This window comes from Martelella mediterranea (genome assembly GCF_021021415.1).
Taxonomy (GTDB): domain Bacteria; phylum Pseudomonadota; class Alphaproteobacteria; order Rhizobiales; family Rhizobiaceae; genus Martelella; species Martelella mediterranea_C.
Genome location: NZ_JAINWJ010000026.1, coordinates 1 through 26,226, shown reverse-complemented (window position 1 = coordinate 26,226; position 26,226 = coordinate 1). Strand labels below are relative to the sequence as shown.

Sequence of the window (26,226 nt, the reverse complement as noted above, 5' to 3'; positions counted from 1 at the left end):
GAACGCACCATAATGAATGCCGCGGTATCTACCGTGCGACGAGTCCTGTTTTGAGTGCAGGAAACTCACATCTGAATTGACCTGTCCCTCGCAAGCGCGCGCATGATGTCGGGAAGGCGCGCCTGTGCGCCGGCACTGAGATCGGCATAGACCGAGTTTCCGTGCGCATCGATGGCCACTGTCAGCGGCCCGAACATGTCCAGCCTGACCCGGGAAAGGCGGAACTGGACGATCAGATCGTTCCAGCCGGTTTCGCAGACCGCCTCGATCCCCTCCGTCAGCAGCGGCGCACCACCGCCAAGGATGGAAAGATAGACGCAACCCGTCTTCTTCATGGCGGCAACACAGGCGTCATCGAGCCCTCCCTTGCCGCCAATAATGGTCAGGCCGAAATGCTCGATGATGGGCGGCATGAAGGCGTTGAAGCGTGTGCTGGTGGTGGGATTGACGTAAAGCGGCCGGAGCGTGCCTTCCTCCTCGCGGCTCATGCAGCCGAGATGGAAGAATGCCCCGCCATCCAGTGAAACCGGTGGCGGCCGCCCTTCCTCGACGCAGTCCATCAGGCGCTGATGCGTCGGATAGCCGGCGGTGATCACGGCATCCCCGCGCAGGAAAACGGTATCGCCGAGCTTCAAGGAGCGAGCGAGATCGCGGGAGACCGGCAGATCGAGAATGTATTCACTCAAGATAGCGCACCTCCCCGTCATTGCCGATGCGCGCCCGGGTGCGCCTGTTGATCCAGCAGTTGAAACAGACCGCGACGGGGGTGAAGCCATGGCCGGACGCGTAATCGATGTGAACGCCGAGGGCGGTTGTGTCGCCGCCGGTGCCCATCGGCCCGAATCCGGTCTTGTTGACGGCGCGGGTAAGCCGCTCCTCCATCGCGGCAAGGATTGGCTCAGGATTGGTGGTCCCGAACGGTCGCAATGTCTGCAGTTTCGCCATTTTCGCCGCGTGGTCGAAGGAGCCGCCAATGCCCACGCCGATGACCACCGGCGGGCAATGCTGCGATCCCGCCCTTATGGAAACATCGAGAATATAGCGCTCGATCTCCTCAAGCCTGGGATAGCTGAAGATTTCCAGCGCGGCCCAGCGCCCGGAACCAAGCGCCTTGGGCGAACAGGTGATGTCGATGCAATCGTCGTCCGAGACGAAGTCCCAGGTGATATGCGGCATGTCCTTGCCGTGATAACTGCGCTCGCCGGTCAGCGGATTGGTAACGAATTTCAGGATCGGCGGCTCGATCGTTCTCACCAGTTCGTCGAACGCATCGACAAACGCCCTCTTGATATCGCCCTCGAACCGGGCGTTCGTGCCGATCTTGACGAAATAGACCGGAAAACCCGCATCCGAACAGACATAGGTCGACTTCTCTTCGGCGCGGCGGGCGCTTTTGATCATGAATTCGAGCGTCGTGCGGGCAGAAGGCGAGCTTTCTGTTTCGAGGGCGTTCTCCAGCGCCGCCTTCGAATTTTCCGGAATGCGCTTGATCGCCCGATCATACAGCGTCCGAGCGGTTTCCCTGATGATGTCGTAGCCGATGGTCATGGCTCATCACTCCAGAAATTCTGCAGGCACGGTGATGCCGAGTTGCCGGCCGCGTTCGGCAAGCGCTTTTACGACGGCGGGGGCGAGCCTGATCTCACCTTTGCTCGCCGCGAGCTGTTCCGCGCTGCGTTCACCGGGTGTATAGAGCCGGTCCACGCCGTCTGCCCTTTGCGATTGCCGTACCCCGGCGATCGCTTCGTCCGCTTCCGCCTTGAATTCCTCAAGTGGCCGGAAAGACGCGATATCGAGCACGATGAAAAGATAGGACGACATCTGTGGTCCGACGGTGCTGTCGTCGATCAGGCCGAGTTTTGTTCCCCAGGCCCCGCCGGACAACAACCCCGCGAGAAGGTCGATCATGAAGGACAGGGCAAAGCCCTTTGCGCCGCCGACCGGCAGCAACAATCCTTTCATCGCCTCCGCCGGGTCCGTGGTCGCAACGCCATCGGCATCCAGCGCCCAGCCGGCGGGAATATCCAGGCCAAGGGCGTTTGCCTGCCGGATGCGGCCGTAGGTGCCCGCGCTGGTTGCCATATCGAGCACGACCGCCTCACGCGTCGCCGGTATGCCGATCGCAAGCGGATTGGTGCCCACGAGTTTTTCCACACCGCCGGGGGCGGCCATTACGGGCTTGGTGTTGCCCATGGCAATTCCCACGCAGCCGGCCTCGGCGGCCATGCGCACATAACGCCCGACCACGCCCATATGCTGCGCCCGGCGAACCGCGACGGCCGCAATGCCGGTTTCACGGGCCGTTTCTATGGCCAATTTCATCGCATCCTCGGCGACCAGATGCCCTTCCATGCCATCGGCATCGAGCACGATCGCGCCGTGACTTCGGCTGACGACCTGTGGCACGTCGGCGATCGACATCGCACCGGCAATCAGCCGCTCGATATACCTGTCGGCCTGCAACATCCCGTGCGAACCGCGCCCGGAAAGATCGGCCTCGATCAGGGCGTCGGAAACGCGCCCCGCCGCCTGCGCCGAAAGACCCGCCGCCGTGAAAAGATCAGTCGCGTAGCGACGCAGGAGATCGGCTGAAAAAGTTACCTCGTCTGACATTGGCAGAGCTCCGCAGCATGGCAAAACGCATTCGCCTGCAAGCAGGCATGCGTCGGGAAGCCGGGCACGAACTCTGTCCTTGCCCGACTTGTCTGGCTTATTGCGCGGTGATGCCCGCTTCCTTGATCACCACTGCGAATTTTTCGTAGTCGCCGGCAATCACCTGTTCGAATTCTTCGGGCGTGCTCGCGGCGATCGCGGTTCCGAGCTTGCCGAAGAACGCCTTGGCCGCGTCGGTCTCGAGATATTCCACGATCGCGGCGTTCAATTGGTCGACGATTTCCCTGGGTGTGCCCGCCGGCGCGACAAAGCCGTTCCAGGCGGTCAGTTCGTAGCCTTCAACGAACTCGCCGACCGCGGGCACCTCCGGCAATATCTCGGACCGCTCGGAGCTGGTGATCGCCAGGGGAATGAGCGCACCGGATTCGATGTGCGGCACGGCCGTCGTCAGCGTGTCGAAGGCGAATGGAATCTCGCCCGAGATCAGGGCGCCGAGCAGGTTGCCGCTGCCGGCATAGGGGATATGCACGACATCGCCGCCGATATCCTGCAACAGCATTTCCATCGACAGATGCTGGCTGTAGCCGATCCCGCCGCTGCCATAGTCATACTTGCCGGGATTGGCCTTGATCTTGTCGACCCATTCCGGAAAGGTTTTCACGCCGAAGGACGGGTTCACGAGCAGAAGGTTCGGCGCATAGGAGACCATGGTAATGGCTTCGAAATCCTTGACCGGGTCGTAGTTCACATCCGGGTTCAGCGAGGGCAGGATCGAGAACGACGAGAAGATGAACTGGATGGTGTAGCCATCCGGCTCCGCGCTCCTGACCTCGGATGCCGCAAGCGCGCCGCCGGCCCCCGGCAGGTTCTCGACGACGAAGGTTTCGCCGAACTTGTCGCTCAGGGCGTCGGCAACGATCCGGGAAACGGTATCGGCCGTGCCGCCCGGCGATGAACCGACGACAACGCGGACAAGATCGTTTGGATAGTCGCTCTCCTGTGCAATGGCGGCGCCTGTCAATGCCGCAAGCGCCAGGGAAACGGACGTCAATAGTGTCAAGGGTTTCATGGGGTCCTCCTCCTCATTTTGGGTTCAGATCGCGCCTGTTGCTCGCAGGTTGGCGATTTCTTCGGCGCTATAGCCGAGCTCGGCGAGCAATTCCTCGTTGTGCTCGCCCAGACGCGGTGGCGGGCGATCGATCCGCGCGCCGCCGTGATCCAGTTTGAACGCGGCCTTGGGAGCCGTGATCTTTCCGGGAATACCGGGCTCATCTTCGTAATGGTGCAGAATGTCGCGGCTTTCGAGCTGGCCGTGGGCCAGCGTTTCCGGCAACGTCCATATCCGGGCGGCGGGGATATGATGGTCCTGAAACCAGTCCTCCCACTCGGCCGCCGTTTTGGTGAGCAGGATGGGCAACAGGATTGCGCGCTCGGCATCCGCGTCCTTGCGGCGTTCACCATTATTGGCTTTGACCAGTTCGGGATGCCCCAGCGCCTTCCAGAGCCGCGCCTGCTGGCGCAGATTGATGGCGGCGATCTGAAGCTTGCCGTCAGCCGTGTCGTAGAGCCCGCATGTCGAAAACTCGTGCCGGTTGCCGCCCGCCTTTGGTTCCTTGCCCGAACGGCTGTAATTGGTCAGATGGGCGCCCATCAGCATCAAGGCGGTATCGAGCATGGAAAGATCGATATATTGCCCGATCCCGGTCCTTTCTCTTTGGAAAAGGGCTGCGGCGAGCGCGAACGCGCCCATCGCGCCTGTGGAATAGTCAACGGCGGGCGTGCCGACCTTCATCGGCACCATATCGTCTGTTCCGTTGACCATCATCAGGCCCGACACCGCCTGGATGACCTGATCGTATCCGGTCTGCCCGCCGCGCGGCCCGTCCTGCCCGAAGGCGGACATCGAGGCGTAGATCAGGCGAGGGTTGAGTTTTCTGAGATCCTCATAGCCGAGCCCCAGCGCCTTCAGTGCTCCCGGCCGGAAGTTTTCGACCAGAATATCCGCGCCGGGCACCAGCTTGCGCAGGATCTCACGCCCTTGCTCGGTTTTAAGGTCCAGTGTGAGCGATCGCTTGCCGCCATTCTGGATGATGAAGTGGGTGCCGATATTGTCGGCCGAAAGCTGCGGATCGCTGCCATCGATACGGGTCTGTTCCGGTTCGTGCGGGTTTTCGATCTTGATGACGTCGGCCCCGAAAACCGCGAGCTGATAGGTCGCGAAGGGCGCCGCCAGAACATGGGTGATGTCGAGTACCCTGATGCCCTCGAAGGGGCGGATGTCATTGATGGGGACCATGGTCTAGCCCTCGCTTTCAAGGAAGGCTTCTTCGCGCTTGCGGGCGATCGACGGCAGCGCCAGCAGGGCGAGCACGATGGCGGCGGCAACGAGAAATGCCAGGCTGATCGGCTCTGTCAGGAAGACGGTCGGATCGCCGCGCGACATCAACATGCTGCGCCGCAATTGCTCCTCCATCATCGGGCCGAGAATGAAGCCGAGCGTCAGCGGCGCCGGCTCGCAGCCAAGCCGCATCAGCAGGTATCCGAGCAAGGCGAAGAAGCCGAGTTCGTACATCGAGAAAAGCGTGCCGGAGGCCGAGTAGATGCCGACAGCGCTGAACGCCATCACCGCCACAACCAATACCGAATAGGGCACCGACAGAAACTTCACCCACAGGCCGATCAGCGGCAGGTTCAGGAGCACCAGCATGAAGTTGCCGATCCACATCGACACGATCAGGCCCCAGAACATGCCAGGCTGCTTGACGATGATGTCGGGTCCCGGCTGGATGCCCTGGATGATCATCGCCCCGATCATCAGCGCCATGACCGCATTCGAAGGCAGGCCGAGCGTCAGCATCGGAATGAAGGCGGTCTGCGATCCGGCATTGTTGGCCGCTTCCGGTGCGGCGACGCCCTCGATCGCGCCCTGGCCGAATTCCGCCCGGTTCTTCGAGACCTTCTTTTCCACGATATAGGCCGCGAACGAGGAGAGCATCGCCCCTCCGCCCGGCAGAATGCCGAGTGCCGAGCCAATCGCGGTTCCGCGCACCGAGGGCATGAAGATGCGCTTGAGATCGGCCAGCGACAGCCACAGCCCTCTGACCTTCTCGTTCAGGACATCGCGGACCTCGTTCGTCTCCAGATTGCGCAGGATCTCGGCGATGCCGAACAACCCTATGGCCAGCGCAACGATGTCGACGCCATCGGCAAGTTCGAGCATGCCCATGTTGAGGCGGGTTGTGCCGGTGTAGATATCCGTGCCGATAATGCCGAGCAACAGCCCGAGCAGCACCATGGCGATCGCCTTCAGCACCGAGCCATGGGCAAGCACGACGGACGCGATCAGGCCGAGCACCATCATCGAGAAGTAGGAGGGCGGGCGGAAGGCCATCGCCACATGGGTAAGCGGGGCCGCGAACAAAGCGATGACCAGCGTGGCAATGGTTCCGGCAAACAGGGAAGACAGCGCCGCGGTCGCAAGCGCCGGCCCCGCTCTGCCGTTACGGGCCATCTGGTAGCCGTCGAGCGTCGTGACGGCTGATGACGCCTCACCGGGAAGATTGAGCAGGATCGCGGTGGTCGAGCCGCCATACTGGGCGCCGTAATAGATGCCGGCAAGCATGATCAGCGCCGAATCCGGCCCCATGGAAAAAGTGACGGGCAACAGGATGGCGATCGTCGCCAATGGTCCGACGCCCGGCAGCACGCCGACCAGCGTACCGCCCAACACGCCCACAAAGCAGAAAAACAGGTTCTTGACGGCGAAGGCGACCGAAAAACCCAGTGCGAGATTGTTGATGAAATCCATGGGATCCGCCTCCTATCGCAGCCAATTGCCCAGAAGAGGCAGGTTGAGCCCGAGCGCGACGGAGAAGATGCCGATGCAGAGCAGCGTAACAGCGACCGACAACGCCGCCGATTTCAGCACCGTCATCTCCTTGATCGCCATGGCCGAACAGAAGCACAGCAGGAGAAGGGCAATGGCAAGGCCGAGCGGTTTCATGGCCGCGCCGAACAGGATGAGCGCCACCGGCAGGAGCACGACAGCCCGCCAGGGCACGTTCGGCAGCGTCAACGGCGCTTCATCCGAACGCAGGCCGCTGACGACGATGACGAGGCCGAGCAGCGCGAGAAGACCGCCAAGCACGGCCGGAAAGAAGCCCGGTCCCATGCGGAACGCGTTACCGATTTTGAGTCCATAGACCGAAGAGCCGCAGAACCAGAGACCGAACGCTATGAACAGCAATCCGGAAATCAGATCGGCGTTGAGTTTTGATTTCTGCATGTTTCGAGCATTTCTCGTCTTTTTTGAAGGAATCCGCGACGGCGCGTTCACAATATCCGCGTGCCGATTCAGCGATACAGCCACTCGCCGACGTTTCGGCAGGCGAAAGGCGGGGATAACGACAAGGTACGCGTCCCCCGGCTCCGGCAAGATGGGCCGGCGCAAGGCTGCTGCCAGAACGGCACGGCTTTCCGGGTAAGCGAGGGAGGCGATAACCGACATGAAAATTACCGAAGTCCGCTGCAGCGGCTACCGATTGCCTTTGAAGCAACCCTTCACCTCCAGCCGCGTGACCATGACCCATCGCGAACTGGTGCTGGTCGAGGTAAACACGTCGGATGGGCAGAGCGGAACCGGCTGGTGCACGACGGCGGGCGTGGGCGCCGCCTCCGCTGAAGCGTTGATCACCGGCTATCTCGCTCCGATGCTGATCGGCATGGATCCGCGCAACACCGAGCAGGTCTGGCAGCGGCTATGGATGGAATGCCATGCCGCCGGGCCGGGCGGCATCACCACGCTGGCGCTTTCGGCGATCGACATTGCCATGTGGGATCTGAAGGCGAAGGCCGCCGGCGAGCCGCTCCACCGGTTGCTGGGCGGCGCCCGAAGCACGGTCGAAGTCTATGCCAGCGCCATCAATCTTCATCTTTCGAAGGACGACCTTCTGGCGCAAACGCGCGGGCAACTCGAAGAGGGCTACAGGGCCTTCAAGCTCAAGGTCGGCAGGCCCGGATTGGATGAAGACCGCGAGCGGGTCATGGCGGTCCGCAAACTGATCGGGCCGGACTGCCAGCTCATGCTCGACGCCAATCAGAAATGGTCGCTCGGCGAAGCCATCCAGCGTTCCCGCCTGCTGCTCGAGGCCGCGCCGCTGTTTCTGGAAGAGCCGCTGCTTTCCGATACGATCGATGGCCATGCCGTCTTGCGGGCAGCCACCGGCATGCCGATCGCGGCGGGCGAGCAGCTTTGCAACCGTTTCGAATTCTGGAACTATATACGCGCCGGCGCGCTGGATTTCCTGCAGCCCGATGTCTGGAAGGTCGGCGGCATTACCGAATTCGTGAAGATCGCGGCGCTCGGCGCGGCAGCGGGCATCCCGGTCTCCCCACACGGAGCCGCGGAGCTTTCGGTCCATCTCGCGGCTGCGCTCCCGAACGCCATGCATGTGGAGAATATCTTCGGCCTCAACCTGTTCGATTTCGGCGCGACATCCGCACCGCTACCGATCAGCGGGGGAAAACACCAGCTCTCCGATGCGCCGGGCCACGGCGTCCGGTTCGAAAAAGATGCGCTTCAAGCCCACAAACTCGTTCCCGGAAGCACCGTCGACAGAAAGCCGCTCTACCATTTTTCCAGCTAGAGCATCGTTTTGACGCATCGGGTTATCGGAAAACCGGCGACCACTTTTTCGCCCGATGTGTCATTCGGCGCGGCATCGGGACCCCGCACGCTTTGAATATTTCAAAGAGTTATCGTGCCGATCGGCATCGAACCCCGATATCCGGGCGACGGTCCAAAGGCAGGCGCTTCGAACTGGCAGCTTCGCTGATTCGAGCCTGACATGATTGTGGCGACTGCCGAACACCGAAACCGAGCAGGTTGCGCGCGATGCCGGAATGCGCGTTGCCTGCCTGCTTTTCGCAGAACGCGCTTATGACGATGCGGGCAGGCTTGTCGCGCGCGGTATGGACGGCGCCGTCATCGCGGCCCCCAAGACAATCGCGCGACGTGTGATCCAGGCAATCGTTGAAAGCACGAGCGACCCAACTGAAGCTGGAGATCGCCAAACTCCGATGGGAACATTATGGCTACAGCTCGGAGCGCAGCGCCCGGCTGATCGACCAGATGGAGATGCAACTCGAAGAACTCGAAGCCGCTGCGATCGAAGACGAGATCGAAGCCCTGAACATGGCGAAGACCACGGCCGTTGCCAGTCTTGAGCGTCGCCGTCCGGCGTGCAAGCCATTCCCGGGCCACCTGCCACGGAGCGTGTGGTCATCGAAACGCCCACCACCTGCTCCCGCTATGGATCGGATCGCGTCGTGAAGAAGATCGACACCATCTTTGACGTCGAGCGTCAGATCAACGGCCTGGACGTCGCCAGCCGGCTCGACGCCCGACAAACCGCTGGTCCGCCCTCTGGTCGAGGACCTCCACAACTGGACGCGGGCCGAGCAAGGACCATGTCGAAGCACAACCCCGTCGCCAAGGCGATCGCCTACATGTTCAAGCACGACCGTTGGGATGCCTTCACGCTCTTCCTCGAAGATGGGCGGATCCGCCCTACGAACAACGCGGCCGAACGCGCGCTTCGCGGTATCGCTCTGGGGAGGACATCATGGCTCTTCGCCGGCTCGGAGCGGGACCGTGACAGAGCAGCCTTCATGTACTCCCTGATCGTCACGGCAATGTTGAACGACACAGATCCCCAAGCCTGGCTTGATGACGTCCTCGCCCTTCTTCCCAACACAACGGCTTCAAGGGTGCCGGATCGTCTGCCCTGGAATTGGCAGCCATCTAAACGCCGACGCGCCGCATGACCACGGCCTGCGCCGGATGCTTACGGCTGGGCGAGATGCCGGTGCGGTACTTCTTTAAACCAGCACTCGTACGGCGAAAGTTGGGACGTGGTTGACGTGGTCCGGCCGCGCTGCATCGTGCTTGCTGGAAATCGATTGGGGTTGTCGGCCTGATACGCTAGCCTTTTGGAGTTGGCGTCACCTGGGGTTTGCGGCGGGAGCGTTTGAGCCGTTCGAAAGCGGCACTGAGGTGGGAAGTGACCGAGGACCGCGCCCATCGCTCGTTGCGGGCCCTGAGCGCGTGCAGAATATCCTCGTGCTGCTGAATGCTCTCCTGGATCTCGTTATCCGAGTAGATGTAAAAACCACCCAACAATTTGGGATATTCCAGAAGCGAGGTGCCGAAATTGCGCAATCTTGCGCTGCCGCAGGCCTGGTAGATCTGCATGTGGAATTCATGGTTCACCGACTGGACGATGTCCCTGAAATTACGGGCTTTGCCTTCAAACGCACGAGCGATGTCGCGGTTCATCTCTTCCATTTTTGTGATATCGGCGTCCGACATGTTGCGCGTCGCCCAGGCGGCGGCCAGACCTTCCGCGAGGATGCGCAGCTCGAAGATTTCCTCGATATCATTGTCGGTCCACTGGCTGACCACGGCCCCGCGCTTCGGCGCGGCCTCGAGCAGACCTTCCGTGATCAACCGCTGAAGTGCTGCCCGGACGGGGGTGCGGCTGACATGCAGTTCGGTCGCGATATGTTCTTCCCGCAGTTTTTCCCCGGGTGAGAAATGGCCCGCGATCAGCCGGCGCCTCAATTCCGTGTGTACATCGTCACTGACGCTCATGCGACACCTGACCTTATCATTCAACTCTCGTAGGCTTGTCCGCGAAAAGATGAGTCTCCCATCGACCGCCGGCAGGTTAGAACGCAGGTCTCATGGATACAAGCTGTCATCCGTAACTTGAAACCTTCCCTTTCGCGCTTCAACGATAGAGCGTCTGAGGGTTTTCCGACATGATACGGCGCAGGACGGTTTCATCGTCGGCCGCCGTGCGAATGAAAGAGAGGAGCTTCGAGAAGTCCGGGGGCTTACTCTCGGTCACATGCGGCCAGTCGCTTCCCCATATGAGCCGAGAGGAATCGGTGGCGATCAGCCGCTTTGCGACATCAAGGCTATGCGCCCAGGAGAGGTCGTCCACATCCTCATGGTAAGGGCCCGAAAGCTTGACCCAGACATGCGGCAGTTCATAAAGCCGCAGGAGCGCCTCCAGATCCGTGCCATGACCGGGACGGCAGCGGCCGAGGTGGTTGAGCACAAGCGGGACGCCGAGATCGGCGAGCATCTCATGATGGCGGGAGAGCTCCCTGGCGGGCAGGTGCAGTTCAAGGCTCCAGCCGAGATCGCGGACGAGCGCCGCGGTTTTTGACATGTCTTCGATCTGCGTCGCGCCGGCTTGAACCTGATTGAAGCGCGCGCCCCTCATCCCGGCCGCGTGCCACGCTGAAAGCGCATCGCGATCGACATCCGGCGTGATCACGCCGGTCGCGCGGTAGCCCGCGCCAAGTTCAGCGAGCGCGCGCAGCAGGACCGTATGATCGCCGCCGTAGAGCGAAGGCTGCACCAGCACGCCGCGGGTCAGACCCAGCCCGTCCGTCGCCGCCCGATAGTCGGCGCAACTGGCAGTCCGGTTCGCGATGACGGCATTGGCGACGACCGGCGCTGCGGCATCGAGGATATGAAAATGGCAGTCCCAGGCGCCGGAAGCGGTGTTCGTGGTCATTGCAGGCTTTCCGGCAGCCAGAGCGCAATCTGCGGGAATGCGATCATCAGGCCGATCATGGCGATGATCGCGCCGAGGAAGGGCAGGATACCGATGAAAACGTCGTTTGGCGACCCCGATTTCCGCAGGCCCTGAACCACGTAGCAATTGATTCCGATCGGCGGCGTGATCATCCCGGCCTCGATCACCATCATCAGGATGATGCCGAACCAGACTGGATCATAGCCGAGGCCGATAATGAGCGGCGCGGTGACCGGGACCGTCAGCACGATCATCGAAATCCCGTCCAGTACGCAGCCGAGCGCCATGTAGAACACGATGATAATGCACAGAACGGCCAGGGGCGGCATCGCCAGACCGGAAATATAGTCCGTGATTTGCTCGATAAAGCCGGACATGCCGAGCGCAAAGTTCAGGAAATAGGCGCCAATCAGGAGCAGCATGATCATGCCCGTCGAACGCATCGTGCCTTCGATCGCCTTGTTGAGCATGGCGATAGACAGCGTGCCGTTGAAGGCGCTGAGGATCAGGGAAGCGGCAATGCCGAGCGCGGAGGCCTCGGTCGGGGTGGCGACGCCGGCATAGATCGAACCGACCACGACGATGAAGATAAAGAAGATCGGCAGCAATTGCGGCAGGCTGCCCAGCCGTTCGGCCCAGCCATAGGTCTCTTTCCGCCCGCCCCAGGACGGAAAGAACACGCAACAGATAATCACCGCCAGCATGAAGATCAGCGCCAGCAATATGCCGGGGATGAAGCCCGCCAGATAAAGCTGCGGGATCGAGGTCTGGGTGATCGCGCCATAGATGATCATATTGATGGACGGCGGGATCAGCGTGCCCAGCGTTCCGCCGGCAGCGACCGTACCGAGGAACAGCCGCTCATTGTAGCCGTTCTTCTCGATCTCGGGAAAGGCGATGGTGCCCACGGTGGCGGCCGTGGCCACGCTGGAGCCGGAGGTGGCGGCGAACATGGTGCAGGCGGCGATATTGGTGTGCATCAGCCCGCCTGGAAGGCGGTTCAGCCACGGCAGCAAGGCGCGGTACATGGACGATGCGCTGCCGCTGTGCAGCATGATTTCGCCCATGAGAATGAACAGCGGAATGGCGACCAGCAAGTCGTTGGTGGCCGTTTCCCAGGTGGTGATCCCGATCACCGAGATGATGTTGACGGGCAGCCAGAACAGGCTGAGAAGGATACCCGCAAACAGAAGAACAATCCCGACGGGAATGCTTGTCGCGATCAGGCCGAAGAGACTGCCGATAAATCCGAGAATAGACATGGCTTTTGTTCCGGGGCTTTCTAGAGGTCGCCGAGGTCTTCGAGGCTTTGATGTCCCTCAGAGCCCGGGTGCTCAACCGTCCTGGGAAACCTGCGCAACAGCCCGATGAGGACGAGCGCCGAGACCAGCGTGAAAAGCAACAGCCCGAGCAGGAAGAGCGCATGCGGATAGACCAGCGGAATATTGAGCAAGGTCGAGGTCGCATCGAATTCGAGGGCCTCCTTCAGCTGAAGCCACTCGTTCCAGCTCAGGATGGCCGCGCCGATCAGCATGGTCAGCGCCGCCAGCACATCGAGCGACCCCCGAAGGCGGGTGGGCAACAGACGTTGCACGACATCGAGCCGGATATGCGCGGTGAACAGCGCCGCATACGCAATCGCAACGCCGGTGGCAAAGGCGAAAACGAAACCGGTGATCTCGGTCGACCCGGTAATCGAGACCTTGAACAGCTTGCGCGAGATCGTATCCACGCAAATCATCGCAGCGATGCCGAGCAGGCCATAACCGCCGGCGCGGGAGGCCAGGGTCGTTACCTGTTGCAACAGCGAGCGCTTCTTCAGAACGGGTGCGGAGGTCATATGCGGCGTTTCCACGTCAACGGTTTCAGACAAATCGGAGCTGCGATGCCGAAAGGGAAAGGGGCCGATCAGGTCTCTTGACCCGACCGGACCCCGTTGCCAACCGGCTCTACTGCTTCATCTCAATCCCGACAAGCTCGCCGATCGTTGCATTCCATTCCGATACACAGGCCTCACCGCAGTTGCGGGCGAAATTCGGCAGCACCTTCTCCTGCGTCAGCCTTGCGACTTCGGCCAGTTCGGCCTCGGTCGGAACGGTGACGGTCGCATCATATTTCTGGAACGCGCCGCTATCGTCGCACTGCGCGTCGCCGGCCGTGCACCACAGGCCCATATTGTGGTTGCGGATCTGCGTCGGCCAGGCCATTTCCTGCTCGAAATATTCGCTGGCAAGGCGCAGCCATTCCTGGACCTCGGGCGCCTGCTTGTTGAACCAGTATTCATTCACAATCCTGATCTGCGGGGCCCAACCTGTGTTCAGCGCATAGACATATTTCGTGACCTCCGGCAGCTTGGCGATATTGCCGCTGGCGGTACCGGTGATGCCGCAATCAATCACGCCGCGCTGCAGGGCCGGCGCCATCTCGGCAAACGGCATGGAAACCGCCGTCGCGCCGAGCGCGGTGATCAGATCGGCCTGCGTGCCGCTGAAGACGCGAACGGTTTTGCCCTTCAGGTCTTCGAGGCTTTCAACCTTTGCCCCGCACCACAGAACGAGCCCGGTGGTCGGCCAGCTTGCGAGCGCAACCGATCCCGCCTTTTTCGACAGGGTCTCGTTGATGACCGGCATGAAGGCGTCGCTGCTGGCGCGCACGCCCTCGATCGTCGGCGTGACGCCGGAAATATCCATACCATCCAGGATCTTCATGTTTTCGCTGGCATAGGATGCCACGGTATCGGCCATGTCGTAGACCCCCGAGCGCACCAGCGTAACCATCTGCGAGCCGGGCACGCCCAGCTCGGTGATCGAGCTGAGCTTGACGTCGATCCGACCGTCGCTGAGGCGCGGCACGACCTCCTCCCAGAAGGGCTTCTCAAGCATGCTCCATTCCGACGTGCTGCTGTCGATCGCCAGCACCGAGACCTGGGTCTTTTCCGGCAAGGTCTTCGCCAGTTCCTGCAACTGCACCTCGGTCACCTCGGCCTGCGCCGATCCGTGGGCGGCAAGCGCCAGGGTCATCGCCGCGGCAAGCGCTGTCAGTGTTTTCTTTTCCATGGTTTTCTCCTCCTAGAGTGTTAACTGTCAGTCGAAATATTCAACGTTGCGGTTCGCCAGAATTTCATTCACCCAGCTGCGGTCGACCGTGCCGTTGCGGATCGCGGCGATCTCCTTCTGCTCCGCGGCCTGTTTTGCGCGCGCAGCCTCAAGGATTTCCGCCGCTTCACCGGCCGGAACGCAGAGCACGCCATCGCCATCGCCGAGGATCAGGTCGCCGGGCTTAATCACCATCCCGTCGATGGCAACCGGAACATTGATTTCGCCGGGGCCGTCCTTGTAGGGGCCGCGATGGGAGACGCCGGCGGCAAACATCGCCATGCCGCTTTCGCGGATTTCCTCGGCATCACGGATCGCGCCGTTGATCACGAACCCGGCCACGCGGTTTTCCTGCGCGAGATAGACCATGATCTCACCCATGATCGAGTTGGTCAGGTCTCCGCCGGCGTCAACGACGATGACATCGCCCTCTTCCGCCATGTCGATCGCCTTGTGCACCATCAGATTGTCGCCGGGACGGGTTTTTACCGTCAGCGCGGGACCAGCCATGATCCGCCCTTCGGCATGGTACGGACGCAACCGCGATCCGGCGGCGGTCATCCGGTTCATCGCGTCCGAGACATTGGCGACGGGAAGGCTTGCAAACCCGTCCACAAGCGCACTTTCCACCCTGGATTTGCGGGCATGAATTCTGAAGCCGGCAGTCATTTCTTCTCTCCGATAGTCAAATGGTGGTGTGTGGGAAGCGGCCGCCGGGCTTTCAGAGGGCGGCGTAAGCGACGCCCGGTCACGACAGACCTGCGGAAAGCCAGCGCACCGCCTCCGCTACATTGGCCGGCGGGGTGGGGCTTTCTTCCGCAATTCGCTGTGATGTCCTCGCATAGGCGGCTAGAACCGCGTCGGACACCGGCGTCTGCAGCCCGAAACTGCGCGCCTGGGCGATGGCGTCCTCGACCTCATGCTCGCGTCGCGGGGCATGCAGGACATGTGTCCGCACCATCGCATCGAGCAGATTGGGAAAGGGCCGTGCGCTGATATCGGCAAGGTTTTCGCGCAACTCCGCCTCAAGCCCCATGCGCTGCGCGGTCGCATAGCACTCGACAGCCAGCGCCTCGATCCCCTTGGACATCAGCGTGCGCAGGAGCTTCAACCCGCCGGCTTCTCCCGGGAGAGAATTGGCCATTGCGCGGGTGTTGAAGCCAAGACGATTGAGCGCCGCGGACACGCTCTTGGCCCCAGCGCCTGAAAGAATGATCGGCGAGCCCGCGCCGGACAGATCGACCGAGCCCATGATGGCGCCATCGACGAAAGCAACCTCCGTGCCCGCCAGAATAGCATCGCAGTCGCGCATCAGCGTCATCGGCGAAGTCGACAGGTCGACATAGGTGAAAGCGCCAGCCCGCTTCGCGACTTCGCGCGCCACGCTGGCGGCGACGGCGGAGGGAAACACGCCGAGCACCAGCGACCCGGGTTCAATATGGTCAGGCAAGGCGGGGACGACCTGATGCTTCGGATCCCTGGGGGCTGCGACTGGATCGACATAAAGAGGCCGCTCGCCCATTTTCTCCAACTGATCGCCAAAGGCGCGGCCGACCTCTCCATATCCGATGATGACGATTTTGCTGGCGGCGGCAATTACAGTCATGGAATCTCCCCTTCGGAACGAGATAATCCATTTTTGGATACAAAATGCAACTGAAAAATCTGAATGTCGGAGTTTTTTGAGGTTTTATTCCCAGTGATCACTTATAATGTTTTTATTTTGCATTTCTATATCCGCATTTCAGGCCTCACCGATCTCAGGTGTATTCGCCGCTGAAACGGCACCCTACCTTCGCCCCGCCAAGATGGGGGACGTCTATTACCTTCATTACGGACATGGGTATTCCTCACAATTTCTCGGTGTTTGCGGCAGATGGCGATTGCATCTCCACGCGGTCCGCAACACCTTAGCTAAGGCCGCCTCACACCGTGCTTCCGGTCTTGCTGACCCGCCCCCGGATTTACACTCGCTTTGAGGTGGAATGGCTCGAGGGAAACTTGCGAGGCGGCATAAGTGGTTTTCGGTGCGGCATTCGTCATCATGATGCGATCACGGAACCAAAGGGCAAGAAGAGAACGCCGCAAAGCCGATCCCGCCTTCAAAGCAGAAGTCGCTCTGACCGCGATCAAGCGCGCGAAGACGGCGGTGGCCCTATGATTTAGAACTGCACGTGTCCCGCCCCTGAATGGATCACGTTGGAGGCTAGCTGGATTCGGCGAAGAAGGTGCGAAAGTCGCAGCATTGTTGCGCCATGTCGGCAATGCGTTTCTTGAAACTGGAACTACGGTCGTGACGGTACAGCACGGCGTAGCGAATGTTTGGCAGATCGCCGCGCATGGCCAGGTGCTTCAGCCTTCCATCCCGAACGAGCTGCCGGGTCACCGGCACGGGCAGATAGCTGACGCCGAGGCCTGAAACCGTGAAACCGATCTGCGCCAACATGCTTTCGCAATAGATCGTCTTGGAGGGGATAATATTATGCTCGGCAAGCCAGCGGCCGTAGATAAGACCCGTGCCGGAGCGGGTGCCCTGAACCAGCATGGTAAAATTTGACAGATCCTCGAGCGACAAGGTTTCCCCGCCCGGATCAAGTTCCGGCACGCACATCCAGGCATTCTCCACGGCCTTCAGCGGCGTCACGACGCAGCGCGAATCGTTGAAGACGTCGGGAATGACGATCAGGTCGATCGTATCGTCCATCAGGCGGTCGAAAAGCGTCGCGCTGAGTTCGACCTCCGGTTCGATGCTGACGCGCGGATATTCTGTCTTGATTTCCTTCACGAGTTGGGGAAGCCAGGTCATGGCGGTCAGCTCCGTGACCCCGATCCGGAAGTGCCGGATCAAAACCTGGTTTGAGCTGACGCGCTCGATGAAATTGTCGCGCTCCTCAAGCAGGGACTTGGCATAGTGCAGGATTTCCGCGCCCTTCTCTGTCAGGCGCGCGGTGCGCTTCGACCGGTCGAAAATTTCGACGCTGAACTGCTGTTCCAGCTCCTGCACCCGCTTCGAGATTGCCGACTGGGTCGTGTTGAGGCGGTCGGCAGCCGCTGCGAAGCTCCCAAGTTCGGTTATCCAGTATATCGCTTCAAGCTGTTTGAAGGTAATCAAGCGGTCGCGCTCCCTCTGCCGGCCTTGCAGGTCCGGCATACACTCTGCGGATTTTGCCGGCGCGGGCAAGAGCCCGCAAGCCTTCAGAGGGAGGCGGGTGATGCCGGATTCTGTCAGGCAGCAGGACCGGCCGGCTTGCCATAGGCGCCCTTATAGGTGCCATCGGCAATGCTCTTCATAATCTCGGCCTCCTTCGCTTCCTGGGCGCGGACGCCCTTCAGCAATTCGGCGGCAATGGACTGCGGAAAGGCGACCACGCCGTCCTCGTCGCCCACGACAATGTCGCCGGGTTCGATGACGAAGTCGCCGATGGAGACCGGAACATTGATCTCGCCGGGACCATTCTTGTAGGGGCCGCGATGGACGGCAGAGCGGGCGAAACACGGAAACGGGTTCTGCGCGAGCGCGCCGGCGTCGCGGATCGAGCCGTTGATGACGAAGCCGACGGCCCCGCGCGATGCGCCGATGGACGTCATGATTTCGCCGACAAGAGCACGGTTCTCATGCCCCTCGCCATCGACGACAAGAACGTATCCGGGTTGCATCTGGTCCAACGCTTTATGAATGAGGAGGTTGTCGCCAGCCGGCACCCTCACGGTCAGGGCCGTGCCCACCATTACGCCGTCCATCTTGTGGAAGGGGCGCAGCCCGACAGCCCCGGGGAGGCGTTCGAGATTGTCGCTTATGATCGCCGTTGCGCTGGCGCGGAAGGCTTCGATGATCGCGGGGTCAGCGTGTGTTGCGTTCGGGAAGATGCGGTTTCCGATCATGATTCGGTTCCTTCAAGCGGTGCCCGACTGGCGGGTTTTGTTTTCAAACAGCGCCTCACAGGCGGCAACGACATTGGCGCAGCCCTGCTCGATGGTCTCGATGCCGGTTGCGAAGGAGAGGCGGATATAGGGAGAGAGCCCGTAGGCGCCGCCATCCACAACGGCGACATTTGCCGCTTCCAGCAGGTAGAGCGCGACGTCCGTGTCGGTCTCGAGCGTCTTTCCGCCCGGCGTGGTCTTGCCGATGAGGCCCGCCACGCAGGGGTATAGATAAAAGGCGCCGGCAGGCGCGCGCACTTCGAGGCCGGGGGCCTCTCCGAGAAGCTCGACCATCCTGTCTCTGCGCTTGCGATAGAGCGCCGTCGCTTCCTCCACACAGGTCTGGTCGCCGTCGAGCGCGGCGACGGCCGCAGCCTGGCTGATGGAACTGGGGCAGGTGGTGCTCTGGCTGAGGAGCTTGGTCATGACATCGATCAGCGGCTTGGGGCCGACCGCATAGCCGATGCGCCAACCCGTCATCGCATAGGCCTTCGAGACCCCGCTAATCACAAGCGAGCGGTCCGCCAGGTCCGGCGCGACTTCGATGATGCTCGGCGAGCGTTCGCCTTCGTAGAACAGGTTCTCGTAAATCTCGTCCGTCATGATCCAGACATGCGGATGGCGACGCAGCACATCGGCCAGCGCGGCAAGCTCCTCATGTGCGTAGTAGGAGCCGGTGGGGTTGTTGGGGGCATTCAGCACCAGCCAGCGCGTCGCAGGCGTTATGGCAGCTTCGAGTGCCGCCGGCGTGAGCTTGAAGTCATGCTCCGCGCCGCAGGTTACGGTTATGGCCTTGCCGCCCTGCAATCCGACGATATCGGGATAGGAAACCCAGTAGGGGGCGGGAACGATGACCTCCACGCCCGGCTCGACGGTGGCGGCGAATGCTTCATAGATGAGCTGCTTTGCGCCGCAGCCGATGACCACGTTCTCGGCCTTGCAGGCAAACCCCTTTTCCCGGACGATCTTTCGGGCCACGGCATCGCGCAGCGCTGGCGTTCCCGCGGATGCGGTGTAATGCGTCTCGCCGTTCTTCATCGCCGAAATCGCCGCCTCGATGATGTGCGCGGGCGTTGGCTGGTCCGGCTCGCCAAGGGTGAAATCGAGAATCTTCCGGCCCGCCGCCTCCAGCTCCGTCACCATTTTCTTGGCGGCGATGCTCGCCGACGGTTTCAGCTTTACGACCCTCTCGGCCAGTTTCAGCGTCATTTCAAGTACCTCGTCGCATGCCGCCTTGCGGCTTTTGAAAGATCATATTCAAACAAAAATATGAATAATAGCGATAATTATTTATGTTTTATAATGAATAATTCGACTTAATTAAAGGTTGCTCTTCTCTGCCTGCCGGCATCTTCCAAAGCCGGGATTTCAGCCTTTGCAGGACGTTTTTTATCTGCCGGGAATCAGAGCTTGCCGGGCAGGAAGGTCGCGATCTGTGGGAATGCCGCCAACAGGAACACAAAGGCGATCATGATCAGGAAGAAGGGGAGCACCGCCCTGGCGATCCGCCCGAGCTTCTCGCCCGTCAGGCCCTGGATCACGAAGAGATTGAGGCCGACCGGCGGGGTGATCTGCGCCATTTCCACGACGATGACGAGGAAAACGCCGAACCATACCTTGTCGTAGCCGACATTCGTGACCAGCGGCAGCACGATCGGCAGCGTCATGACGATGAGCGACATGCCTTCGAGAAAACAGCCCAGAACGATATAAATCACGACCAGAAGCGCAATCAGCATCATCGGGCTGAGATCAAGCGCGTTGATCTGCGCGGAAATCGCCTGTGGCAGCCCGAGATAGACAACCGCTGTTGAAAGGAACGAGGCCGCGCCGATGATGAGCCCGAGCATGCTCGCGGTTCGGGCCGTGCCGAGGCAGGCATCGGTCACGGCCTTGACGCTGAGCGTACCCTCGACCGCCATGATCACAAGGGTCGTGAAGACAGCGATGGCGGCCGCCTCCGACGGGCTTGCCAGACCGCCATACATCGAGCCGAGCAGCACGCCCATCAGGATGAAGAAGGGCAGCAGGGTGGGAAAGGCGCGAAGACGCTCCTTCCATATGTTTTCCGACGCGTCTTGCTCCGGTTCGTATTGCCGTTTGAGGACGATGGCGCGAATGGCAAGATAGAGAATGAACATGCAGGCGAGCAGCAGCCCCGGCAGAATGCCCGCCGCGAAAAGCTTCAGCACCGAGGTCTGCGCAAGGACGCCGTAGATGATCAGGATGACGCTTGGTGGGATGAGGAAGCCCAGCGTACCGGCGCCCGCCAGCGATCCCATGACGATCGAGCGTTCATAGCCGCGCTTTTCCAGTTCGCGCACGGTAATACGGCCGACGGCGCTGGTTGTCGCGGCGGAAGAGCCCGAGATCAGCGCGAAGAAGGTGCAGCCGATGACATTCGTATGCAACAGGCCACCGGGCAGGCGGCGCACCCATGGTTCGAGCGCGCTGAAAAGCCCGTCAATGAACCGTGAGCGAAACAGAAGCTCAGCCATGAGAATGAAGAGCGGAAGGGCCACCAGTTCCGGCGAGGTGAGGCCGTTCCACACGGTCTGCGCCAGAATTTTGTCCACGGGCAGGGAGCGGAACAGGGTGAGCCCGCCGATACCCACGCCCATCAGGGCAAGTCCGACCCAGGCACCGCTTGTCAGCAGCACCAGGAACAGGAGAATCGTTGTAACAATCGGCATCATTTCTGCTTCCCTCCGCTCACTCGGCGCGCGCGGTTTCGTGCCACGGCACCACGAGCGGATTGCCTATGACCGCCTGAACGAGGCGAAGCGCGAGTTGCACAGTCAGCATCGCCGCGCCTGCCGAGACGAAGATTGCCGGAATGATGAGTGGGACGTCATTGATTGTTCCGGATGTGCGACCGGTCGCGCCATAGCCCCATGCCATCCCGAAAAGTGCTTTTGTCAGGTAGGACGAGATTGCCAGTCCGATTATGGTTGCAACGATTTCGAACAGGCGCGGATTGAGGCCGCGCACCAGCGTGACGCGGATATGCCCGCCGGTCCTGAGCGTGAAGGCCGCACCGAGAAAGATGGCGCTGATATGAAGATAGGATGCGTATTCCCAGACGAAGGGCAGGCTTATGCCGGCGAAATTGCGAAGAATGATCTCTGCCATCTGCATGACGGCAATGAGCAGGATCGCGGCGCCTGAAAGATAGGCGAGCATGCGGGAAAAGCGATCGACCAGCGAATTGACGGCCTGCCACATCGGTTTCTCTCCTGGAAAGAGCGAGGCGGGCGCGGTTTGTCGCAGGCCTGCCATGCGAGCGCCACGTGGGCGGTCAAACGGATTGCGCCGGCCTGTTGGGCCGGCGCAAGTCTCGATTACTGGTTCTGGAACTCTTCGACAACGGCCTTCGCCTTGTCGCCCATTTCGTTGAGGGCAGCTTCACGCAGCGGCGCTGCACGCTCGCGAAGCGCATCGCGGGTCTCTTCCGAAAGCGTGCCGATCACCATGCCATTGTCGGCAAGGGTCTCCATCGCGTTGGCGTCGACTTCCTGTGCTGCCGCCCAGAACTTCGGTTCCAGTTCCTCGGCGATTGCCGAAATCTGGTCCTGCTGTTCCTTGGTCAGTGCGTTCCATGCGTCAAGGTTTACGCTGACGACATTGGTGTTCCAGGTCTGCCGGGTCGGGTAGGCGTAGCCCAGGAACTCCCAGAATGCGCCGTCGATCGCGGATGGCGAGGAGGTCGCGACGGCATCGATGGCGCCGGCGGCCAGCGAGGGAATGACTTCGCCCCAGGGAAGCTGTACCGGCGTCATGCCGGCGGCCTTGAAAATCTCCGTCGAGGACTTGTCGTAGGAGCGGATCTTGATGCCGCTCATGTCTTCGATCGTGTTGATTTCCTTCTTGGTGAAGATCTGTTGCTGCGGCCACGGAATGGTGAAGAGCACCTTCTGGTTGGCAGCGCCGAACACCTCGTCGAGGAGCGGACGGTAAGGCTTCTGGAATTCGCGAAGCTCGTCGAAGCTGCCGATCAGGTAGGGCAGGGATTCAAGGCCGAGCAGCTTGTTTTCACCGACCTGCTGGTTGAGCAGCATGTCGCCGATCGGCACCAGACCATCGCGCACGGCGGAAAACATCTCCGGCCCCTTGAAGCCCAGCGAACCGCCGGGATGCAGCGTGATGACGACGTCGCCATTGGTCGCTTCCTTGACCTCATCGGCGAAGATCTGCTCATTCTCGGTAATGTAGTTGTCGGCCGGCCAGGCAAGCGGCAGATCCCAGCTGGTCTGCGCCATGGCAGATGTTGCGCCAAGCATCAACGATGCGGTGAGTGCGGCCGAGAGCAAGGATTTGATCATGGATTTCCCCTTTTTGCGTTGAGGGCAAGGTCAAGAGTTGTGCGGAAATGCCCTTCATTATCAGCTATAGAGAGTTTCATAATAATTCTATTCTGAATAGCGATAATAATTTATCATAATATATCTCTTTAATTCATGAGTTTTTTGTGGTGCCTTCTCGTGCTGGCGTCAGAAGGCATGCCGGCAAAACCTCTGCCTATAGTCATGTCTTTCAAAACCGGTAGCGGGGCTTGCTGGACTGCGGAGGTTCAACCATCTGATTTAAGAATGATTCAAAATGCGAATTTATCGCTTTTTTGCGCGTTCGGTTTTGGCCATGACTTCATTGGTAATCTTGGAGACCGAAACCGTGAAAATCGACAAGATCAAGGCCTATATCGACCTGGTCCGGAAAGGTGGAATAGCTGAGCTGGAAATCACCGAAGGTGATACGACATCGCGCGCGGCGAGCCCCTTTCATTTGCCCAGCAGAATCTGGTTTTTACCGGCCATGCCATCGAGTGCCGCATCAATGCGGAGGAGCTCGCGCGGTTGCGCGGCGCATTGCGTGAAATAGTCGTGGAGGGCATAGAGACCAATGTTCCGCTGCACCGCCGCTTGCTTGATGACCAAGGCTTCATGGCCGGAGGATGCAGCATCCACCATCTGGAGCGCTTATTGAAAGAGCCGCAGGATGCATGAGACCCAACCCTTGCGCTTCAGCCCATTCGGCGAGGCGGCCATCCATTGCGATGCGGCCGGCGAGAAGCTCGACCATGCGGTCCAGGAGCGCATCTGGAGCCTGGCCGAGCTTGCGGCCGGCTGGCCGCATGTCCGCGAAGCGGTCCCGGGCATGAACAATCTTCTTCTGGTTTACGACCCCGAACGTGCCGATTTCGAAGACATGTGCGCTGCTGTGGAAGAGGCATGGTCAACACTGGACGTGAGCCGCAGGCAAGGCCGCGTCGTGGAGATCCCGGTTTGCTATGGCGGCGAAGCAGGGGTCGATCTGGAGGAGGTGGCACGCCACGCCGGCCTTTCCGTCGAGGCTGTCGCCGAACGCCATGCAGCCAGCGAATGCACGGTCTATTGTCTAGGGTCGCAGCCCGGTTTCGCCTATCTCGCCGGCATGGATGAGCGTCTTGCAACCCCGCGCCGCGACGTGCCGCGCACGCGCGTCGAAGCGGGCAGCGTGGTGATCGGCGGCGCGCAAACGGGCGTTATCTCCTGCGATTCCCCGTCCGGTTGGCATATCATCGGGGGAACGGAAATCAGGCTCTTCGACCCGGATCGCGAGGCGCCCATTCTGCTGTCGCCTGGCGACCGTATACGCTTTCGCATTCAGGAGGTGCGCTGATGATAACGGTGCTTGCCTCCGGCCCGATGATTACCGTTCAGGACCTCGGGCGTCCCGGCTATCGCGCGTCCGGCGTTGGCCTGACCGGCGCCATGGATACGCTTGCCCTCAAACTCGCGAACCTTCTGCTCGGCAATGAACCCGGGGCGGCAGGCATCGAGATTGCCGCTTCCGGCCTTACCATACGCTTCGAGCAGGATATGGTTTTCGCCCTGACCGGGGGCGACTGCAATGCGCGGCTTGGTGAGCGCGCCGTGCCACCCTGGTGGACAATGCTGGCGCGAAAGGGCGACGTGCTTGCCCTGCAGCCGCCGCGCGACGCCTCTTTTGCTTATCTCGCTGTGGCCGGCGGCTTGTCCGTCGAGCCTGTCTTTGGCTCTGCGAGCACTGATCTGAAAGGCCGTTTCGGCGGCTTCGATGGGCGGGCGCTTCGGCCGGATGATCGCCTGCGTATCAATCCCGCCGCCAATCCCGCGCCTGCGACCAACGGGTCCGAGGCCGGCTTCGGTCTTTCGCCGAGGCTTTTTGAAAAGACGCCTCACGAGCCGGCAATCCTGCGTATTCTCACTGCCGCCGAATATGATGCGTTTACCCCGGAAAGCCGCGATGCCTTCTGGGAGAGCGAATGGCGGCTCGAGAGAAACAATAGCCGCGTCGGCTATCGCCTTTCCGGTCCGCAACTGCATCTTGAAGCGCCGATGGAGCTCTTTTCTCACGGCATTCTGCCGGGCGTGGTGCAGCTTCCACCTTCAGGTCAGCCGGTCGTGCAGATGGCCGATGGCAATACGTCAGGAGGCTATCCGCGGCTCGGCGTGATCATCGCAACCGATTTGAGGCGACTGGCCCAATCGAGGCCGGGTGAGGCGGTTCGTTTTGTTGAGGTTTCGCAGCGCGAGGCGCTGGCTGCCGCCCATGAGGAGGACGCTTTCCTTCGCAAGGTCGCACATTTCATATCGCTCGCCGCCATGAGGTCCAAGCCGTGAAACCAGCTGAAGTTGCGGCGCTTGCAGAGCGCAAGCGCGCGGCGGGCGCGTACGGCCTGGACGTGAACATGACGAGTTTTTCTCTCCGTGTCCGGCTTGCCGCCGCTGCTGCGGAGGGGAGTGTTCCGGACCGTGCGCGCAAACAACCCAGGAACACCGTTGCGGCGGAGGCGCCCGGCCTGTTTCGCGCCGCTGAACAGGTTAGGAGTGGGGCGGTTTCGGCTGGCGATGTGGTTGCTTTTATCGATGCGGGACCGCTGGCGTTTCCGGTTCTGGCCCACCGGGAAACGCGCCTTGGCCTTCCTCTTGTCCGGGAGGGAGAGGCTGTGGAATTCGGTCAGGTTTTTTTTGAGTATGAGGAGATCTAGAATGCGGATGATCGACATCAATTCGGATCTGGGGGAGGGGTTTGGCCCCTACCGCATTGCCGATGACGAAGCGCTTCTGTCCATCGTCTCGTCGGCAAATATCGCTTGCGGCTTCCATGCCGGAGACCCGTTGATCATGGATGAGACCGTGCGGATTGCCGTTCGCAATGGCGTCGATATCGGCGCCCATGTGGGTTTTGCCGACCGCATGGGGTTCGGGCGCCGTCAGATTCCGATGGATAGCCGCGAACTGGAAACCATGGTTCTCTATCAGCTTGGTGCATTGCAGGCGATTGCGGGCGCTCGCGGCCGCAAGGTTAGCCATGTGAGCGCCCATGGCGCGCTCGGCAACATGTCATTTGCCGACCCCGCGCTGGCGGCCTCTTTGATCCGGGCCTACAAGGCTTTCGATCCCGAGATGATTGTGGTGACCCTTCCGAACACCGAAGCCGAACGGGCTGCGCGCAAGGCGGGAATGCGCGTTGCCTGCCTGTTCCTCGCCGACCGCGCCTATGACGATGCGGGCCGGCTTGTGGCCCGCAATGTGGATGGCGCCGTCATCGCGGACCCGAAGGCAATCGCGCGACGCGTGACCCAGGCAATCGTTGAAGGCACGATCGACACGATTGAGGGCAACACCATTCGCACACAGGTGCACTCCATCCTGGTCCACAGCGACACGCCCAAAGCCGTCGATCTCGGCCGGTCCATCCGAGCTGCTGTCGAGACGGCAGGTTTCACGGTGTCGGGCCTGAGGCAACATCCAGACCTTTGAACGGTGGGACTAGGCGAGTTGGGGGCGCTCCGCTTTCAAAGCGAGCGGCACCTTGCTCATGGAGCACCTTGTCCAGGATCGACTTGGTCAAGGCGATCGCCGCCGGGGAGCCCTGGTCAGTTCCTTGACCCGGGCGCACGCGCTTGAGAGAGCTGGTTCATCGATCTCCACCAGATCTCCATCATTTCTCGACCGAAAACCGAA

At 61.1% G+C, this 26,226-nt stretch carries 28 protein-coding genes and 1 pseudogene; 8 read left to right on the top strand and 21 right to left on the bottom strand.

The window, feature by feature from the left end:
* Positions 1-65: 65 nt before the first annotated feature.
* From K7H91_RS15610 to K7H91_RS15580, 7 genes are all read right to left on the bottom strand, one after another.
* Positions 66-686 (bottom strand): fumarate hydratase C-terminal domain-containing protein, encoded by a 621-nt coding sequence (locus tag K7H91_RS15610; protein WP_230721196.1) that lies wholly within the window; start codon positions 684-686, stop codon positions 66-68.
* Positions 679-1,548, bottom strand: coding sequence for a fumarate hydratase (locus K7H91_RS15605; RefSeq protein WP_230721195.1), 870 nt, complete (start codon positions 1,546-1,548; stop codon positions 679-681). The genes K7H91_RS15610 and K7H91_RS15605 overlap by 8 nt, the downstream gene beginning before the upstream one ends.
* A gap of 6 nt (positions 1,549-1,554) precedes the next feature.
* On the bottom strand, positions 1,555-2,613 hold the full coding sequence (locus tag K7H91_RS15600; RefSeq protein WP_230721194.1) for an Ldh family oxidoreductase: 1,059 nt from the start codon (positions 2,611-2,613) through the stop codon (positions 1,555-1,557).
* A gap of 97 nt (positions 2,614-2,710) precedes the next feature.
* Complete coding sequence (locus K7H91_RS15595) at positions 2,711-3,682, bottom strand: Bug family tripartite tricarboxylate transporter substrate binding protein (protein ID WP_230721193.1); 972 nt, start codon at positions 3,680-3,682, stop codon at positions 2,711-2,713.
* 24 nt (positions 3,683-3,706) lie between these two features.
* The gene (locus K7H91_RS15590) at positions 3,707-4,909 is read right to left on the bottom strand and encodes a CaiB/BaiF CoA transferase family protein (RefSeq protein WP_230721192.1); all 1,203 of its coding nucleotides are present in this window, start codon (positions 4,907-4,909) and stop codon (positions 3,707-3,709) included.
* Positions 4,910-4,912: 3 nt separating this feature from the next.
* Positions 4,913-6,421: a tripartite tricarboxylate transporter permease gene (locus tag K7H91_RS15585; RefSeq protein WP_230721191.1), complete on the bottom strand. Its 1,509-nt coding sequence runs from the start codon at positions 6,419-6,421 to the stop codon at positions 4,913-4,915.
* 12 nt (positions 6,422-6,433) lie between these two features.
* Positions 6,434-7,120 (bottom strand): tripartite tricarboxylate transporter TctB family protein, encoded by a 687-nt coding sequence (locus tag K7H91_RS15580; RefSeq protein WP_230721190.1) that lies wholly within the window; start codon positions 7,118-7,120, stop codon positions 6,434-6,436.
* Between K7H91_RS15580 and K7H91_RS15575 the strand changes: the two genes are divergently transcribed.
* The 4 genes and pseudogenes from K7H91_RS15575 (at position 7,119) to K7H91_RS15560 (ending at position 9,438) form a co-directional block, all read left to right on the top strand.
* The gene (locus K7H91_RS15575; protein ID WP_230721189.1) at positions 7,119-8,258 is read left to right on the top strand and encodes a mandelate racemase/muconate lactonizing enzyme family protein; all 1,140 of its coding nucleotides are present in this window, start codon (positions 7,119-7,121) and stop codon (positions 8,256-8,258) included. The two genes, K7H91_RS15580 and K7H91_RS15575, sit on opposite strands and share 2 nt — an antisense overlap.
* A 256-nt stretch (positions 8,259-8,514) precedes the next feature.
* Positions 8,515-8,607 (top strand): annotated as a pseudogene (locus K7H91_RS15570) (LamB/YcsF family protein); the annotation flags it as partial.
* A 37-nt stretch (positions 8,608-8,644) separates the two neighbouring features.
* Positions 8,645-8,944: a transposase gene (locus K7H91_RS15565; RefSeq protein ID WP_230721188.1), complete on the top strand. Its 300-nt coding sequence runs from the start codon at positions 8,645-8,647 to the stop codon at positions 8,942-8,944.
* Positions 8,941-9,438 (top strand): IS66 family transposase, encoded by a 498-nt coding sequence (locus K7H91_RS15560; protein WP_230721187.1) that lies wholly within the window; start codon positions 8,941-8,943, stop codon positions 9,436-9,438. Before K7H91_RS15565 ends, K7H91_RS15560 begins: the two co-directional genes overlap by 4 nt.
* 157 nt (positions 9,439-9,595) lie before the next feature.
* Here the strand turns inward: K7H91_RS15560 and K7H91_RS15555 are convergent, their stop codons facing one another.
* From K7H91_RS15555 to K7H91_RS15490, 14 genes are all read right to left on the bottom strand, one after another.
* Entirely contained in the window at positions 9,596-10,264 is a 669-nt protein-coding gene (locus tag K7H91_RS15555) for a GntR family transcriptional regulator (RefSeq protein ID WP_230721186.1), read from the bottom strand.
* Between the two features lie 139 nt (positions 10,265-10,403).
* Positions 10,404-11,201, bottom strand: a complete 798-nt coding sequence (locus K7H91_RS15550) for an amidohydrolase family protein (RefSeq protein WP_230721185.1) — start codon at positions 11,199-11,201, stop codon at positions 10,404-10,406.
* On the bottom strand, positions 11,198-12,484 hold the full coding sequence (locus tag K7H91_RS15545) for a TRAP transporter large permease (RefSeq protein WP_230721184.1): 1,287 nt from the start codon (positions 12,482-12,484) through the stop codon (positions 11,198-11,200). Before K7H91_RS15545 ends, K7H91_RS15550 begins: the two co-directional genes overlap by 4 nt.
* A 20-nt stretch (positions 12,485-12,504) precedes the next feature.
* Positions 12,505-13,062 carry a TRAP transporter small permease gene (locus tag K7H91_RS15540; RefSeq protein ID WP_230721183.1) on the bottom strand — a complete coding sequence of 186 codons (558 nt, stop codon included), beginning with the start codon at positions 13,060-13,062 and terminating at the stop codon, positions 12,505-12,507.
* A gap of 109 nt (positions 13,063-13,171) precedes the next feature.
* Positions 13,172-14,278 carry a TRAP transporter substrate-binding protein DctP gene (dctP, locus tag K7H91_RS15535; RefSeq protein WP_230721182.1) on the bottom strand — a complete coding sequence of 369 codons (1,107 nt, stop codon included), beginning with the start codon at positions 14,276-14,278 and terminating at the stop codon, positions 13,172-13,174.
* A 27-nt stretch (positions 14,279-14,305) separates the two neighbouring features.
* Entirely contained in the window at positions 14,306-14,986 is a 681-nt protein-coding gene (locus tag K7H91_RS15530; protein WP_230721181.1) for an RraA family protein, read from the bottom strand.
* A 79-nt stretch (positions 14,987-15,065) separates the two neighbouring features.
* Positions 15,066-15,923, bottom strand: coding sequence for an NAD(P)-dependent oxidoreductase (locus K7H91_RS15525; protein WP_230721180.1), 858 nt, complete (start codon positions 15,921-15,923; stop codon positions 15,066-15,068).
* Positions 15,924-16,523: 600 nt separating this feature from the next.
* On the bottom strand, positions 16,524-17,429 hold the full coding sequence (locus K7H91_RS15520; protein WP_230721179.1) for a LysR family transcriptional regulator: 906 nt from the start codon (positions 17,427-17,429) through the stop codon (positions 16,524-16,526).
* 113 nt (positions 17,430-17,542) lie between these two features.
* Entirely contained in the window at positions 17,543-18,199 is a 657-nt protein-coding gene (locus tag K7H91_RS15515; protein WP_230721178.1) for an RraA family protein, read from the bottom strand.
* A 12-nt stretch (positions 18,200-18,211) separates the two neighbouring features.
* Complete coding sequence (locus K7H91_RS15510) at positions 18,212-19,447, bottom strand: aminotransferase class I/II-fold pyridoxal phosphate-dependent enzyme (RefSeq protein ID WP_230721177.1); 1,236 nt, start codon at positions 19,445-19,447, stop codon at positions 18,212-18,214.
* 194 nt (positions 19,448-19,641) lie between these two features.
* Complete coding sequence (locus K7H91_RS15505) at positions 19,642-20,934, bottom strand: TRAP transporter large permease (protein WP_230721176.1); 1,293 nt, start codon at positions 20,932-20,934, stop codon at positions 19,642-19,644.
* Between the two features lie 16 nt (positions 20,935-20,950).
* The gene (locus K7H91_RS15500) at positions 20,951-21,463 is read right to left on the bottom strand and encodes a TRAP transporter small permease (RefSeq protein ID WP_230721175.1); all 513 of its coding nucleotides are present in this window, start codon (positions 21,461-21,463) and stop codon (positions 20,951-20,953) included.
* Between the two features lie 116 nt (positions 21,464-21,579).
* Positions 21,580-22,560: a TRAP transporter substrate-binding protein gene (locus tag K7H91_RS15495; RefSeq protein WP_230721174.1), complete on the bottom strand. Its 981-nt coding sequence runs from the start codon at positions 22,558-22,560 to the stop codon at positions 21,580-21,582.
* Between the two features lie 456 nt (positions 22,561-23,016).
* Positions 23,017-23,205, bottom strand: coding sequence for a hypothetical protein (locus tag K7H91_RS15490; protein ID WP_230721173.1), 189 nt, complete (start codon positions 23,203-23,205; stop codon positions 23,017-23,019).
* A 28-nt stretch (positions 23,206-23,233) separates the two neighbouring features.
* Between K7H91_RS15490 and pxpB the strand changes: the two genes are divergently transcribed.
* Genes pxpB through K7H91_RS15470 form a run of 4 tightly spaced genes read left to right on the top strand, consistent with a single transcriptional unit; the run spans position 23,234 to position 26,022 of the window.
* Positions 23,234-23,896 (top strand): 5-oxoprolinase subunit PxpB, encoded by a 663-nt coding sequence (gene pxpB, locus K7H91_RS15485; RefSeq protein WP_230721172.1) that lies wholly within the window; start codon positions 23,234-23,236, stop codon positions 23,894-23,896.
* A complete protein-coding gene (locus K7H91_RS15480; protein ID WP_230721171.1) occupies positions 23,896-24,879 on the top strand; it encodes a biotin-dependent carboxyltransferase family protein in 984 nt (327 codons plus the stop codon). Before pxpB ends, K7H91_RS15480 begins: the two co-directional genes overlap by 1 nt.
* Positions 24,876-25,247, top strand: a complete 372-nt coding sequence (locus tag K7H91_RS15475; protein WP_230721170.1) for a biotin attachment protein — start codon at positions 24,876-24,878, stop codon at positions 25,245-25,247. Before K7H91_RS15480 ends, K7H91_RS15475 begins: the two co-directional genes overlap by 4 nt.
* Position 25,248: 1 nt before the next feature.
* The gene (locus K7H91_RS15470) at positions 25,249-26,022 is read left to right on the top strand and encodes a LamB/YcsF family protein (RefSeq protein ID WP_230721169.1); all 774 of its coding nucleotides are present in this window, start codon (positions 25,249-25,251) and stop codon (positions 26,020-26,022) included.
* Positions 26,023-26,226: the final 204 nt, after the last annotated feature.

Coding starts and splice junctions, on each gene's coding strand:
- K7H91_RS15605 (WP_230721195.1), bottom strand. CDS start 1,548: ATGACCATCGGCTACGACATCATCAGGGAAACCGCTCGGACGCTGTAT.
- K7H91_RS15600 (WP_230721194.1), bottom strand. CDS start 2,613: ATGTCAGACGAGGTAACTTTTTCAGCCGATCTCCTGCGTCGCTACGCG.
- K7H91_RS15595 (WP_230721193.1), bottom strand. CDS start 3,682: ATGAAACCCTTGACACTATTGACGTCCGTTTCCCTGGCGCTTGCGGCA.
- K7H91_RS15590 (WP_230721192.1), bottom strand. CDS start 4,909: ATGGTCCCCATCAATGACATCCGCCCCTTCGAGGGCATCAGGGTACTC.
- K7H91_RS15585 (WP_230721191.1), bottom strand. CDS start 6,421: ATGGATTTCATCAACAATCTCGCACTGGGTTTTTCGGTCGCCTTCGCC.
- K7H91_RS15575 (WP_230721189.1), top strand. CDS start 7,119: ATGAAAATTACCGAAGTCCGCTGCAGCGGCTACCGATTGCCTTTGAAG.
- K7H91_RS15580 (WP_230721190.1), bottom strand. CDS start 7,120: ATGTCGGTTATCGCCTCCCTCGCTTACCCGGAAAGCCGTGCCGTTCTG.
- K7H91_RS15555 (WP_230721186.1), bottom strand. CDS start 10,264: ATGAGCGTCAGTGACGATGTACACACGGAATTGAGGCGCCGGCTGATC.
- K7H91_RS15550 (WP_230721185.1), bottom strand. CDS start 11,201: ATGACCACGAACACCGCTTCCGGCGCCTGGGACTGCCATTTTCATATC.
- K7H91_RS15545 (WP_230721184.1), bottom strand. CDS start 12,484: ATGTCTATTCTCGGATTTATCGGCAGTCTCTTCGGCCTGATCGCGACA.
- K7H91_RS15540 (WP_230721183.1), bottom strand. CDS start 13,062: ATGACCTCCGCACCCGTTCTGAAGAAGCGCTCGCTGTTGCAACAGGTA.
- dctP (WP_230721182.1), bottom strand. CDS start 14,278: ATGGAAAAGAAAACACTGACAGCGCTTGCCGCGGCGATGACCCTGGCG.
- K7H91_RS15530 (WP_230721181.1), bottom strand. CDS start 14,986: ATGACTGCCGGCTTCAGAATTCATGCCCGCAAATCCAGGGTGGAAAGT.
- K7H91_RS15525 (WP_230721180.1), bottom strand. CDS start 15,923: ATGACTGTAATTGCCGCCGCCAGCAAAATCGTCATCATCGGATATGGA.
- K7H91_RS15515 (WP_230721178.1), bottom strand. CDS start 18,199: ATGATCGGAAACCGCATCTTCCCGAACGCAACACACGCTGACCCCGCG.
- K7H91_RS15510 (WP_230721177.1), bottom strand. CDS start 19,447: ATGACGCTGAAACTGGCCGAGAGGGTCGTAAAGCTGAAACCGTCGGCG.
- K7H91_RS15505 (WP_230721176.1), bottom strand. CDS start 20,934: ATGATGCCGATTGTTACAACGATTCTCCTGTTCCTGGTGCTGCTGACA.
- K7H91_RS15500 (WP_230721175.1), bottom strand. CDS start 21,463: ATGTGGCAGGCCGTCAATTCGCTGGTCGATCGCTTTTCCCGCATGCTC.
- K7H91_RS15495 (WP_230721174.1), bottom strand. CDS start 22,560: ATGATCAAATCCTTGCTCTCGGCCGCACTCACCGCATCGTTGATGCTT.
- K7H91_RS15490 (WP_230721173.1), bottom strand. CDS start 23,205: ATGGTGGATGCTGCATCCTCCGGCCATGAAGCCTTGGTCATCAAGCAA.
- pxpB (WP_230721172.1), top strand. CDS start 23,234: ATGCATGAGACCCAACCCTTGCGCTTCAGCCCATTCGGCGAGGCGGCC.
- K7H91_RS15480 (WP_230721171.1), top strand. CDS start 23,896: ATGATAACGGTGCTTGCCTCCGGCCCGATGATTACCGTTCAGGACCTC.
- K7H91_RS15470 (WP_230721169.1), top strand. CDS start 25,249: ATGCGGATGATCGACATCAATTCGGATCTGGGGGAGGGGTTTGGCCCC.